The organism is Variovorax sp. P2_H12, from assembly GCF_056403395.1.
This window is the reverse complement of the sequence record NZ_JBFUFO010000013.1, coordinates 104,631-117,918: the sequence shown is the minus strand read 5'-3', so window position 1 is coordinate 117,918 and position 13,288 is coordinate 104,631. Positions and strand designations below refer to the sequence as shown.

Annotated in this window: 11 protein-coding genes; 5 read left to right on the top strand and 6 right to left on the bottom strand. The window is 67.5% G+C overall.

Annotated elements, in window-relative coordinates:
* Positions 1 to 53: 53 nt before the first annotated feature.
* Entirely contained in the window at positions 54 to 1,043 is a 990-nt protein-coding gene (locus AC1DYK_RS11480; protein WP_478166413.1) for an aldo/keto reductase, read from the bottom strand.
* A 123-nt stretch (positions 1,044 to 1,166) separates the two neighbouring features.
* A complete protein-coding gene (locus tag AC1DYK_RS11475) occupies positions 1,167 to 2,132 on the bottom strand; it encodes an AraC family transcriptional regulator (protein WP_478166412.1) in 966 nt (321 codons plus the stop codon).
* Between the two features lie 229 nt (positions 2,133 to 2,361).
* Here AC1DYK_RS11475 and AC1DYK_RS11470 point away from each other — a divergent pair, with 229 nt between their 5' ends.
* Complete coding sequence (locus tag AC1DYK_RS11470; RefSeq protein ID WP_478166411.1) at positions 2,362 to 4,764, top strand: arylsulfatase; 2,403 nt, start codon at positions 2,362 to 2,364, stop codon at positions 4,762 to 4,764.
* 153 nt (positions 4,765 to 4,917) lie between these two features.
* Positions 4,918 to 7,119, top strand: a complete 2,202-nt coding sequence (locus tag AC1DYK_RS11465; protein WP_478166410.1) for an Ig-like domain-containing protein — start codon at positions 4,918 to 4,920, stop codon at positions 7,117 to 7,119.
* 35 nt (positions 7,120 to 7,154) lie between these two features.
* On the opposite strand, the gene AC1DYK_RS11460 is transcribed toward AC1DYK_RS11465, so the two are convergent.
* Positions 7,155 to 7,739, bottom strand: coding sequence for a putative pterin-binding protein (locus AC1DYK_RS11460; protein WP_478166409.1), 585 nt, complete (start codon positions 7,737 to 7,739; stop codon positions 7,155 to 7,157).
* A gap of 87 nt (positions 7,740 to 7,826) precedes the next feature.
* On the opposite strand from AC1DYK_RS11460, the gene AC1DYK_RS11455 reads away from it, so the two are divergent.
* The 3 genes from AC1DYK_RS11455 to AC1DYK_RS11445 all read left to right on the top strand — a co-directional run bounded on the left by AC1DYK_RS11455 (position 7,827) and on the right by AC1DYK_RS11445 (position 10,151).
* Entirely contained in the window at positions 7,827 to 8,405 is a 579-nt protein-coding gene (locus AC1DYK_RS11455; RefSeq protein ID WP_478166408.1) for a hypothetical protein, read from the top strand.
* Between the two features lie 62 nt (positions 8,406 to 8,467).
* Complete coding sequence (locus AC1DYK_RS11450; RefSeq protein WP_478166407.1) at positions 8,468 to 9,232, top strand: bestrophin-like domain; 765 nt, start codon at positions 8,468 to 8,470, stop codon at positions 9,230 to 9,232.
* A gap of 109 nt (positions 9,233 to 9,341) precedes the next feature.
* Entirely contained in the window at positions 9,342 to 10,151 is an 810-nt protein-coding gene (locus tag AC1DYK_RS11445) for a hypothetical protein (protein ID WP_478166406.1), read from the top strand.
* Positions 10,152 to 10,169: 18 nt separating this feature from the next.
* Here AC1DYK_RS11445 and AC1DYK_RS11440 read toward each other — a convergent pair whose 3' ends face one another.
* From AC1DYK_RS11440 to AC1DYK_RS11430, 3 genes are all read right to left on the bottom strand, one after another.
* Positions 10,170 to 10,457: a hypothetical protein gene (locus tag AC1DYK_RS11440; RefSeq protein WP_478087487.1), complete on the bottom strand. Its 288-nt coding sequence runs from the start codon at positions 10,455 to 10,457 to the stop codon at positions 10,170 to 10,172.
* 125 nt (positions 10,458 to 10,582) lie between these two features.
* A complete protein-coding gene (locus tag AC1DYK_RS11435; protein ID WP_478166405.1) occupies positions 10,583 to 12,913 on the bottom strand; it encodes a phosphocholine-specific phospholipase C in 2,331 nt (776 codons plus the stop codon).
* Positions 12,914 to 12,945: 32 nt separating this feature from the next.
* Positions 12,946 to 13,155 carry a hypothetical protein gene (locus tag AC1DYK_RS11430; RefSeq protein ID WP_478166404.1) on the bottom strand — a complete coding sequence of 70 codons (210 nt, stop codon included), beginning with the start codon at positions 13,153 to 13,155 and terminating at the stop codon, positions 12,946 to 12,948.
* Between the last annotated feature and the right edge of the window lie 133 nt (positions 13,156 to 13,288).

Sequence of the window (13,288 nt, the reverse complement as noted above, 5' to 3'; positions counted from 1 at the left end):
GGATGCTCCAGGTGTCACAGGGTGTGCGAGTGGGAAGCATACCGTCGGCGCTTTCAGCGGTCGATGAAGCCCATGTGCGCCTCGGACAGGCGCGGCTGGCGCACCGGCGCGTTCGCCAGCGCGGCGTCGAGTTCGCGCAAGTCGTCGGCGGTCAGTCGAAGGTCCGCGGCACCGAGGTTCTCGTCCAGCCGGCCGAAGCTGCGCGTGCCCGGGATCGGCACGATCCACGGCTTCTTCGCCAGCAGCCAGGCCAGGGCGGTCTGCGCCAGGGTCGCACGCTGGCGCTCGGCCACCCTCGCGACCAGCGCCAGCAAGGCCCGGTTGGCCTTGAGCTCCTCGGGCGCGAAGCGCGGGAAGGTGCTGCGCAGGTCGGCGTCGCCGAACGTGGCGTCGTCGCTGACCTTGCCGGTCAGGTAGCCCTGGCCCAGCGGGCTCCAGGGCACGAAGCCGATGCCCAGTTCTTCCACCGTCTGCAGCAGGCCGTGCTCGGGATCGCGCGTCCACAGCGAGTATTCGGACTGCAGCACGCTGACGGGTTGCACGGCGTGGGCGCGACGGAGGGTGGCGGCGCTGGCCTCGGACAGGCCGAAGTGCTTCACCAGGCCCCGTGCCACGAGATCCTTCACCGCGCCGGCGACCTCCTCGATCGGCACCTCCGGATCGACCCGGTGCTGGTAGAACAGGTCGATGGCCTCGACCTTCAGCCGCTTCAGCGAGGCTTCGGCGACCTTGCGGATCTGTTCGGGGCGGCTGTTCAGCCCGACGATCCGGTCGTCCCGGATGTCGAAGCCGAATTTGGTCGCGACGACGACGCCGGCGCGGAACGGGGCGATCGCCTCGCCCACCAGTTCTTCGTTGACGTACGGGCCATAGGCTTCGGCGGTATCGAAGAAGGTCACGCCGAAATCATGGGCGGCGCGGATGACGTCGATCTGCTCCTGGCGGCTCAGGGACGTCGGGCCATAGCCGAAGCTCATGCCCATGCAGCCGAAGCCAAGGGCCGAGACTTCGAGACCGCTGTTGCCAAGCTTGCGTTTTTTCATGGGTCCACTCATTGGTGAGGTCGAAGGGACGAACGCCTCCCTTGGCTTGCCGCTGCGCGGCGCCACTGGCATACGTACGGATTGATTTGCGGGTTCGGCGGGGGCGCTGGTGCCCCCGACTCGTCAGCCGCTCGCTCGGCCCAGCTGGAGTTCGCGCAGACGCTTGACGTCGCGTGCGGGTGGCGAGCCGAAGAAGCGGCTGTATTCGCGGTTGAACTGCGACTGGCTGTCGTAGCCGACGCGGTGTCCGGCGGTCGCGGCGTCCACATGTTCGCCGATCAGGATGCGTCGCGCCTCCTGCAGGCGGAGCTGCTTCTGGAACTGCAGCGGGCTCATCGCGGTGACCGCCTTGAAGTGGTGGTGCAACGAGGACACGCTCATGTGAACCTCGTTGGCGAGGTCCTCGACCCGCAGTGGCTCCTGAAACCGGCGCGAGAGCAGACTGATGGCCTGCGTGATCCGCTGGCTGTGGCTGTCGACCACGGCCATCTGTGCCAGCCGCCAGCCATCGGGCGACCTGAGCAGGCGGTACAGGATCTCGCGGGTGATCAGCGGCGCCAGGGCGGGCACGTCCTCGGGCGAGGCCAGCAACTTGACCAGGCGCAGCAGCGGGTCCAGCAGCGTGGAGGAGATCTCGCCCGTGAACATCCCGCGTTGCGAGGCTCGCACCGGAAGCACTTCGCGCAGCTTGAGCTCCAGCGCCAGCGCGGCAATGTCCTTGACGTCGAAATCCAGCCGCAGGCCAAGGTACGGCGCCTCCGGCGATGCGTCGATCACCTGGCCCGCCACGGGCAGGTTCTGTGCGACCACCAGGTAGTGGCTGCTGTCGTAGACGTAGACCTCGCCACCGAGCAGGACGCGCTTGCTGCCCTGCGCCAGCACGCAGAAGGCCGGCTCGTAGACCGAGTGCACCGGATGCTGCGTGTGCGAGGCGCGGGCCAGGGTGAGGCGCGGTATCGCCGTCGCATGGGCGCCGTCGGTGCCGGTGTGCCGGTCGATCAGGGCCGCCAGCTCGGCCCGCATGACCGTGGCCTGCAGTTGATTGGCAGATCGATCGTCTCGCAGTGCCTGATGGGTGGAGGTCAGCATGTGCCGTAGCTTAGGCATCTCGCCGCCGCTTGTCTCGACGCCTGGGCCTGCGCCGGAGGATCGTGCAAACATCCCCAAGAATCCGGCAAGGCCTGTAGCGGGCAACCCGCGTTCCGGGTAGTCTCGCCGGTTCCAGCTCAAGGCGACCCACCGAGGAAGGCACCCGAAATGGCTCGGGGACGCGCTGGCTATGTGCATCTGCTCCAACGATTCAACCGAGGACAAGCTCATGAGCGATCAAGCCGAGCCGAAGAACCAGCGTTCGGATGACGGGAAGATTCGTACGCATCTCCCGATGCGCAACACGTCGAGGCCCGGACTCATCACCTACGACGCCAGGGATCCCGACACCCGATTCCCGCCGATCGACCAGTTGCGCCCGCCCAAGGGCGCGCCCAACGTGTTGATCGTCCTCATCGACGATGCCGGCTTCGGCTCGGCCAGCGCCTTCGGCGGTCCCTGCCAGACACCCAACGCCGAGAAGCTGGCGGCGGGCGGCCTGAAGTTCAACCGCTTTCACACCACCGCCCTTTGCTCGCCGACGCGCCAGGCCCTGCTGACCGGTCGCAACCACCATTCCTGCGGCATGGGCGGGATCACCGAGATTGCCACCGGTGCGCCGGGCTACAGCTCGGTGCTGCCCAACTCCATGTCGCCCCTGGCGCGGACCCTGAAGCTCAACGGCTATTCCACCGCGCAGTTCGGCAAGTGCCATGAGGTACCGGTGTGGGAGACGAGTTCGGTCGGGCCGTTCGACGCCTGGCCGACCGGCGGAGGCGGCTTCGAGTACTTCTACGGCTTCATCGGCGGTGAGGCCAACCAGTGGTATCCGACGCTGTACGAGGGCACCACGCCCGTCGAGCCGAAGAAGACACCCGAGCAGGGATACCACCTGATGGAGGACATGACCGACAAGGCCATCGCCTGGATCGCGCAGCAGAAGTCCCTGGCACCGGACAAGCCTTTCTTCGCCTACTTCGCACCCGGTGCAACCCATGCCCCCCACCACGTGCCCAAGGAGTGGGCCGACAAGTACAAGGGCCAGTTCGACCAGGGCTGGGACAAGTTGCGCGAGGAGACGTTCGCGCGCCAGAAGGCGCTGGGTGTCATTCCGGCGGACTGCGAGTTGACTCCGCGCCACGAAGAGATTCCTGCCTGGGACGACATGCCCGATGCGCTCAAGCCGATCCTGCGCCGGCAGATGGAGGTCTATGCGGGCTTCATGGAGTTCACGGACCATCACGTCGGCCGGCTGCTCGACTATCTCAAGAAACTGGGTCTCCTCGAAGAGACGCTCGTCTACTACATCGTCGGCGACAACGGGGCTTCGGCCGAGGGCACATTGAACGGCGCCTACAACGAGATGGCCAATTTCAACGGGCTGGCCGGCCTCGAGACGCCCGAGTTCCTCATGGAGCGCTACGACAAGCTGGGCGGGCCGGAGTCGTACAACCACTACGCGGTGGGCTGGGCCCATGCCATGAACACGCCCTACCAATGGACCAAGCAGGTCGCTTCCCATTGGGGCGGGACCCGCAACGGCACCATCGTCCATTGGCCGAAAGGGATCGAGGCCGCGGGCGAGCTGCGCTCGCAGTTCCACCACGTGATCGACATCGCGCCGACGATTCTCGAGGCGGCGGGCTTGCCTGAGCCGGTCTCGGTCAACGGCGTGGCGCAGGACCCGCTCGAGGGCGTCAGCATGCTGTACACCTTCAACGATGCGAATGCGGCGGAGCGGCACGAGACCCAGTACTTCGAGATGTTCGGGAACCGCGGCATTTATCACAAGGGCTGGACCGCGGTCACCAAGCATGGGACGCCCTGGATCCTCGTGGGCCGCAAGACCGTCCCCTTCGACGATGATGTATGGGAGCTCTACGACACGACCCAGGACTGGAGCCAGGCCAGGGATCTGTCGAAGCAGATGCCGGAGAAGCTCCACGAGCTGCAGCGCCTGTGGCTGATCGAGGCGACGCGCTACAAGGTCTTGCCGCTGGACGACCGGGTGGTCGAGAAGATGAACCCGGACACCGCCGGTCGGCCGGTGTTGATCAGGGGAACCAGCCAGCTCCTGTTCGGCGGCATGGGCCGCCTGTCGGAGAACTGCGTTCTCAATCTCAAGAACAAGTCCCATTCGGTCACCGCCGAGATCGAGGTGCCGAGCACGGGTGCGCAAGGCGTGATCATCGCGCAAGGCGCCAACATCGGCGGCTGGAGCCTCTACGCCCACAACGGCAAGCTCAAGTACTGCTACAACGTGGCGGGCGTGAACCACTACTACGTCGAATCCGCCGACGTGTTGCCGACAGGCGAGCACCAGGTGCGCATGGAGTTCGCCTATGCCGGCGGCGGCCTCGGCAAGGGGGGCCAGGTGGCACTCTTCGTCGACGGCAAGAAGGTCGGCGATGGGTCGGTCCCCTTGACCCAGGCCATGGTCTTCTCCGCCGACGACGGCTGCGACGTGGGCGAGGACAGCGGCGCGCCCGTGTCGCCGGACTACGGCCCCAAGGGCAACGCCTTCAATGGGCGCGTCAAGGGGGTGCAGCTTGCGATTGCCGACGCCGCAGAGAACGTGGACCACCTGATCTCGCCGGACGAGGCCATCCGCATTGCGATGGCGCGGCAGTAGCACCGCTGGCGCGCGGACCCCGTCCGCCGCCACCGGCCGGACTATCCCTAGCTGGTCGCGGAACCGACAAGGGGCTATAAAGCCGTCGGCGGGTCTGTCGCAGTCGACTCGCTCCCAGCCACTCCAACAACAAGTACGGCAAGGAGACGTCCAATGCAGGCTCGATTCAAGGCGGATTCGGAACGCGCCTTCTCTACCCATGGCCGGTTCGTGATTCGCCACGTGGTGCTGGCCGCCTTGATCGCGGCACCCGTCTTCGCGTTGGCCGCCGGGGTCAGCGTGAAGCTCGATTTCTCCAGTCCGTCGACGAGCCCGTTTCCAAGCGACCGCTTCACCCAGCCGGACTGGACGCAGAACACGTTCAAGCGAGTGAAGCTTCCCAAGCCGAACTGCGCCGTGATGGTGTCCGATTGCGCGGACATCGACGTCCTCAACACGCTCGACGGCTTCAATACGCAGCCGCGCATCAGCGTGCCGTTCACCGGTGACATCGACCCGAAAACCGTCACCAGCGAGACGCTGTACCTGGTGAACCTGGGCGACACGCTCTCGGGCGCCGGCTTCGGCCAGAAGGTCGGCATCAACCAGGTGGCCTGGGACGTCGCGGGCAAGACGCTGGTGGTCGAATCGGAAGAACTGCTGCAGGAGCACTCGCGCTACGTGCTGGTGGTGACCAACGGCATTCGCGACAAGGCCGGGGACCCCATCGATGGCGGCGCATTCGCCCGGCTTCGCCAGCCGCCCGACCGCGGCGAGGCGCAAGACCGCGACACGATGGACTATCGCGGGGCGCTGCAGAACGCGGACCGCTCGATCCCGCAGGGCCGGCACCGCGCCGTCGCGCTGAGCCTGTTCACCACACAGAGCATCAGCGCCGACCTGCTGAAGATCCGGGATCAGATCGGGCGCTCCAATCCGGCGCCCGTGAACTTCATGATCGGCAACGATGGCACGGCGCGTGCCGTGTTTCCGGTCGCCGGCCTGGCCGGAATCCAGTGGATGCAGCAGACCGGGACGGCCCCGGCATTCACTCCCTCGCCCGTCCCGACGACGGCGCTGGGCGTGGTCCCGGGCGCGGTCGGGCGTGTGGCCTTCGGCAAGTTCAGCTCGCCCGATTACCTGAACACGGCCAGAGTCATCCCCGCCACCGGCACCTTGACCGGATTTCCGGTGCCTCAGTCGAGCAACGAGCTGGTGGTCGAGATGTTCCTGCCGAGCGGTGCCCGGCCGCCGGGTGGCTGGCCGGTGGCGATCTTCGGCCATGGCTTCACCGACAGCATGTACGGCGCACCCTGGACCGTCGCATCGATGTTCGCGTCCAGAGGGATCGCAACGATGGCGATCAGCGTCGTCGGCCACGGTGGCGGCGCCCTGGGCACGCTCAACGTGACCCCGCAGGCCGGCGCTCCGGTCGTCGTGCCGTCGGGCGGCCGCGGCTTCGACCAGGACGGCAACGGCGCGATCGACTCCACCGAAGGGGTCAGTGCGGTCGGGTCGTCGACGATCGTGTCCAGCCGCGACGGCCTGCGCCAGACCGTGATCGACCTGATGCAGCTGGTGCGGCAGATCCAGGTCGGCATCGATGTCGACGGCGATGGCTCGATCGACATCGACAAGAGCCGCATCTACTACGCCGGGCAATCCTTCGGCGGCATCTACGGCACGATCTTCCTCGGCGTGGAAGGTGCCGTCAGGGCCGGTGTTCCCAACGTGCCGGGCGGCTCGATCCCCGAGGTCGCGCGCCTGGGCGGGTTCCGGGTGCTGACCGCGATCGCGTTGGCAACGCGCCAGCCGCAACTGCTCAACCTGCCGCCGACGCCGAACGTGCCGCCGCCTTTCAATCTGAACTTCAACGAGAACATCCCGCTGCGCGATGTTCCGCCACTGGTGAACGATGTCGCAGGCGCCAGCGCGATCCAGCAGGTGCTCGAACACAATACGTGGGTACAGCAGTCGGGCAACCCGGTGTCCTATGCCCCGTACATCCGCCGGCAACCCCTGCGCGGCAACGGGGCCAAGCCGGTGATCGTGCAGTTCGCCAAGGGCGACACCACGGTTCCGAATCCGACGACCACCGCGATCCTTCGCGCGGGACAGCTGGCGGACCGCGCCATGTACTTCCGCAACGACCTGGCCCGGGCCGCGACCGGCGGGGCCATTCCCAAGAACCCGCACACCTTTCTCACCAACATCGGCAACCCGGCGGCCGCGCCGATGGCTGTCGCGGCCCAGGCGCAGATCGCGGTGTTCTTCGCGACGGACGGCGCGCAGGTCATCGACCCCGACGGTGCCGGCCCGCTGTTCGAGATGCCGGCCGGCTTGCCGTTGCCCGAAACGCTCAACTACCTGCCCTGAGCCGGTCGGGCCGCGGCGCATCGACTCGCCGGCGATCAGCCGAGCGTGACCTCGATGCTGTACAGCCCCCAGGGGCACAGGGCGAAGCGTTCCTTGAGCGGCTTGTCCTTGAACGCGGCGAGCGTGTCGGCCTCGTAGACGGCCCACTGCGGGCCCAAGCCGCCCAGCGCGAGCGGCGCCCCGTCCATCTCGGTGGCCACGATCATGCGGTAGCTGCGCGCATCGGCCATGCGCAGCGGCACGACATAGCCGTCCACCGCGCGAAGTCCGAGCATCACTTCGCCGGCCGGCGCCACGCCCGCCGACTCGAGCACGCTGGTCAGCAACGGACCCGCGAGCGAATGCATCTTGGCGTCGTACTCGAGTGTCGCCTTGATTCGAACCACCGGCAGGCGGCGCAAGGCCTCGGCATCGAGCACGTACGCCTTGTCGAACTTGACGCCATGCTTGACCAGCAACTGATCGAGCGCCGGATCGACGGGGCCGCGGTTGGTCTTGCCTACCGCTCCGCTGACGGTCAGGAGACCGGGACCCTGGCGCGGCGGGTCGGCGGCCCATGCGCGCGTCGCGGGCACCAGTCCGGCGAGGGTCGCGGTTCCGAGAAAGCGTCGTTTGTTCATCGCGCGATTGTGGAGCGCTACGCTTGCATCCGTCCACCGCCGCCTGCGGCGCCGCCTTCATACTGGCGATGTCGCCAAGCCAACGCCATGTCACTCATCGAGAACTTCTTGCCCGCCTATCAATTTCGAGAGCGCCACACACTGGTCGTGGACTCGCCGCCGGCGGCCCTGCTCGATTCGGTATCGCTGCCCGGCGCAACCGAAGACCCATGGGCCAAGCAGTTCATTCGGCTGCGCGAGCTGCCGGATCGTTTGCTGGGCCATCTCGGCGCCGGCAGCAGGCTGCGACATCGCGCCGGCTTCGGCATCGACGAATTCATGCCGTTGGGACGAGACGGTGATCGCGAGATTGCGTTCGGATTGATCGGCCGGTTCTGGCAACGCGACTACGGCTTGGTGAGACTGGAACAGCCACCGATTCAGTTCGCCAGCTTCTCCGAGCCGGGCTTGGCCAAGCTGGTATTGAACTTCAGCACCGAGGTGCTGCCGGATGGACGCACTCGGCTGGCGACGGAAACGCGCGTGCATTGCGTGGACCGCGCGGCGCAGCGACGCTTCACGCCCTATTGGTGGTTGATCCGCCCGGTCAGTGGGTTGATCCGCCAACGGCTCTTGGCTCGACTTCGCGATGTATCTGCGCGAGAGCAGCGCCCAGGGACCCGATGACTCGATCCGCCCGCCGCCGCGCATGGAGCGGCAAGACGACCTAGCCCAGGAGACCGAACCCCATGAGCCCCATCCTCGTCGGCCTGATCGTATTTGGCTGCACCTTCTGCGGTGCGCTCGCAGGCATCGCGCTCCATCGCAAGCTGCCCTTGCACCACAAGGAAGCCGACTCCAACGACGTCATCAAGCTGGTGCTGGGCCTGATCGCGACCATCTCCGCGCTGGTCATGAGCCTGCTCATCGCCTCGGCCCATACCGCGTATGCCACACAGGAGTCCGAGGTGCAGGCGCTCGGTGTTCACATCGTGCAGCTCGATCGCGTTTTCGCCAGCTATGGCCCGGACGCAGGACAAGCGCGCAAGATCTTTCGCCATCTTGTTGCGGCCAGACTCGAACAAGCGTGGCCGGACAGGGGTGGCGCGAAGCTGGCCTCCAGCACCCTGCGCGTGACGCGCGAATCGGACGAGGAACTGATCGAGCAGGTCGTCAACCTGCAGCCGACGACAGACAGCCAGCGCTTCGCGAAGAGCCGCGCCTTGCAGCTCCTCACCGAAATAGGGGACGCGCGCCAACTCCTGTACGAACAGGCCGGCGGCTCCATTTCCTGGCCGTTCCTCGTGGTGCTGGTGTTCTGGCTGGTCGTGCTCTTCGTCGGGTTCGGCTTTCTCACCCGCAGCAACGGGACCGTCCTGGTGGCACTCTTCATCGGCTCGCTCTCGGTCGCGGGCGCGATCTTCCTCGTCCTGGACATGAATCAACCCTTCAGCGGCCTGATGCACATCTCCAATGCCCCGATTCGCCTGGCCCTGGAGGCGATCAGCCAATAACCGGCTGGCTGCCGGAGCAGGCGGAAGCCGCGAAGTAGGACACTGCTGACATACAGCGCGCGGCAGCGGTGCAAAGTGATGCCTGCGTCTGTCCCAGGGAGTTGCGACCATGTCGGTTGTTTGCCAAGTCTGCGGAAAGTCGAACCGCGCCAAGTCCAAGTACTGCACGGGCTGCGCCCACCCGTTGCCCGGGTCCGGCCTTTCCCGGGTCGACCCGGTGATGGCGTTCCGCCCGTCCTCCGGTGGCCCTCCACGCGCCGACGATGGCCCGCGTGGAGACACTTCCATCGTCGCCCTGCCGGCCGAAGCGGCCTCCTTCTGGTTGCGGGCCGGCTGCGTCGGCCTGGCGATGATTCTCGGCTTCACGCTGTGGTGGATGGAAGTCACGCGCAAGCCGGGGGTGCCGCCGCTGCACACGCGGCTCCTGGCCATGCTGGCGCCGGCGCCGAGCAGGCCGCCGATCCCCTCGGCAGCTCCGGAGCGGCCCACTGAATCGATGCAGGCGGACTCGCCGGATCAGGCACCTCCGACCCCGGCGGCCCCGGCCGCCGTCGCGCAAAGGCCCTCCACGGAGGCACCGACGACGCCCGCCGAGACCCAGGCTTCGCCGACGCCGGGCCCTGAAGCCAAGGTCCGGGCCACGGCCCGACCGGCGGCCCGGCCATCCTCTGCACGCCGACCATGGGTCGAGCCCTCGACCACGGCGGAAGAACGCGCGGCCGCACGGACCGGGCCCGACCTGGGCCCCCCCATCGCGCCCGGACCCGGGCCGCAGTACGGCAGCGCGCACTCGGCCGCGCCGCCCGTCGCCGATCTGGGGCCGCCCATCGCCCCCGGGCCGGGGCCGCGGTACGACTTCTCGCGCGCTCCGGTGCGAGCGCCCTCATCGAGGGCTGCGGAGCCGCCGCCGCCGCGTTGACTCGCGACTTTCAGGCGCCTACGACGCCTTGGCCTGGCCGTCGAGGCGACGGTTGGCGTCCATCGCATAGACGACGTGCTTGTCATCCGCCGACTTCTGATGGCCCCCGCTGTCTCCCGAAGGCAGGGATGCCGAACCGTAGACCTCGCGCTCGAGCCTCTTCGCGCGCTCCGCGTACATGCGGGCCAGAGCGCCGTGGTGCTCGGCGGCGGCCTGATGCTCGATGCGCGCCATCTGCGCTTCCTCGAGCAATGTCATGACACGCCGCAGGTGGCCGTTTCGGCTGGGCTGAAAGATGCTGAACATCCGACCCTCCTTCATTGGAAGCCATTGAAGAACATGCTTTGTACTTCAATCGTGCCGGTTGCGCATGCGCCTTGGGCCAAAGAGGTAGGCTGTCCGGATGACCAGGGCGCGGCGGACGCCCTCGTTCAGAAGCGGTCCGCCAACCCCATCGCCGGATCGCTCACCGAGTGCCGGCCGGTCTCGATCCGGCCGGCGAAGCGCCGGTAGAAGGCGGGATCGGCATCGCAGGTCACCACGAAGTCGTACCACTGGCCGCTGGCGTCCAGGCTCCAGCGCATGCTCTTCTGGTCGCCCCCCTTGACCCGAATGCCCGACGCGCCGTTGCGATCCATGCCGCGGCCCTCGTGGTCGTCGCGATCCTCATGGTCACCGGCCCCATGGGCATCGGGGCGCGCGTAGACCTTGTTGGACTGGACGGTGAAGCGGCAGTCGCGCCGGCCGTCATTGCGCAACTGAAGGTAGAGGTCGCCGCGGCGCTTCTCGTAGCCCACGCGGATTTCGGGCAGCGCCACACCCCCCGCGCGCAACCGGTTCAGGTCGCCCTTGAACTGGCGGTGGAAGCCGTTCGGCCCGAGCACCCACAGGTCGTACAGGCCGGCGTTGTCGGCCATGGCGGCCCAGTGGCCGTCGAGCTGCTTGCCGGGCTCGACCACGTAGCGGCGCGGCAGGCGGTCCGCCAGGTTCAGCTTGTCGTAGACGTGGAACACGGCGGCGGCCTGGCCGCTGTTGGCGAACAGCAGCTGCACGCGGCCGTTGACCGAGTCCGTGCGCGCGCTGGTGTGGAGCTCGTAGGGCAGCGCGCGCGAGGGACGCACGCCGGTGGCCTGCGCCGGCAGCGGGAGGTCGGCCGTCGGGATGATCTTCGGCAGCGCCTGTTGGGCGGCGGTCAGCGCATCGACCTCGCCCTTGGTCCTGTGTCCGGCCAGGGTGGGCAGCGGCTCGTTGTTCGGGCGCTCGAAGTTGAAGGCGCTGGTGAGGTCGCCGCAGACGGCGCGGCGGTACTTGCTGATCTGCGGCTCGGCCACGCCGAAGCACTTTTCGAGGAACAGCAGCGTCGAGGTGTGGTCGCAGACCTGCGAGTTGACCCAGCCGCCGCGGCTCCAGGGCGAGACCACCCACATCGGCACGCGCGGGCCGGGGCCGTAGGGCCGGCCGTCGATCGCGGGCTGGTTCGAGGTCGCCGGCGCGTAGTTGTGGTATTCGACGGCCACGTCGGCGTCGGCCAGCGTGCAGCCGCCGGCCAGCGTCCCGTCGGCATTGCGCGACGGCACCGCCGGCGACGGCAGGTGGTCGAAGAAGCCGTCGTTCTCGTCGAAGTTGATCAGCAGCACCGTCTTGCTCCAGACCTCCGGGTTGGAGGTCAGCGCGTCCAGCACTTCCTGCACGTACCAGCCGCCCTTGGCCGGACTCGACGGTCCGGGGTGCTCGCTGTAGGCGGACGGAGAAATGATCCACGACACCGCGGGCAGGTTGCCGTTCTTGATGTCTTCGCGGAATGTTTCCAGGAAGCCTTGCGGCATGGTGTTGCCGAAACCCTTGGCCAGCGGGCTGAGCGCGTCGTCGATGACCGGGTCGTAGAGCGGGCCGGCGGCAGTGACCGGCTGCGTGATGTCCGTGGCCGCGACATAGACCGGACGCCGGGCCACCGGCATCTGCTCGATGGCAGCGCGCCAATGGCGGAAGCCCATCATCTCGTTGCAGCCGAAGTTGTCGATCAGGCTCTGGTAGACCTTCCACTTCACGCCGGCCTGCTCCAGCCGGTCGGCATAGGTGGTCCAGGTCCAGCCCTGGGTGGACGGGCCGATGTCGTTGCCGCCGTTGAACTGATTGTTCAAGCCCGCCACCTCGACCCTGCTGCCGTCGACCGGGCTGATGCCGTTCGGCCCGTTGGTGCCGCTCCAGTAGAACAGGCGGTTCGCGATGGTGCCCGTGTGCATGCCGCAGTGGTAGTGGTCGCACAGCGTGAAGGCGTCGGCCAGCGCGCGCTGGAACGGGACTTCCGCGGTGTCGTAGTAGCCCATCGACAGCAGGTTCTTGGCGTCCGGCCACTTGAACATGCGGCCGTGATCCCACGCCGCCTGCGAATCGGACCAGCTGTGGGGCGTGCTGCCGGCGCGTTGCGCGTTGCCCTTGCTCTCGTCGAGGCGGTAAGGCACGTAGGTGCTGGGCGGCGTCGTCTTGGTGTAGGTCTGATGGAAGATGTTCTTGCCGTTGGGCGCGGGTACGGTGAAACGGTCGCCATAGCCGCGCACGCCCCTGAAGGTGCCGAAATAGCTGTCGAAGGAGCGGTTCTCCTGCATCAGCAGCACCACGTGCTTGACGTCCTTGATGGTGCCGGTGTCGTGGTGGGCGGGGATGGCCAGCGCGCGGCGGATGCTGGGGGGAAAGGCGGCCAGCGTGGCGGCGGCGATGCCGGTGCCGGTGGAGCTCTGGAGAAACTTGCGACGTGTGGTCATGGCAGGGTCGGTTTCGAGGATTGGAACAGGCGTCAGGGGGCGTAGCTCACGCTGGGCTCGCCGCTCGCGTCGGACGCGGCCGGGGCGGGCTGGGTGGTCTTGCTGGCCGTGCCGGCACCGGCGGTGCCGGTGGCAGCGTTGGCTCCACCAAGGCCGCCGCCTTCGCCGCCACCACAGGCGGCCAAGGCGCAGGCCAGGATCGACAGCGCGACCGGCGCGCGCAGGATGGACCAGGAATACATGGGGGCAACACTCCGTTTCTTGGAATCGTGGGTGCTCGACGAACGGCGGTGTCGCCGGCGCGTCGAGGCATTCCAAGACTAGGCAGTCGCCGTGACGTCGCGATGAAGCGACGATGACATCGCGCGCGAGGCG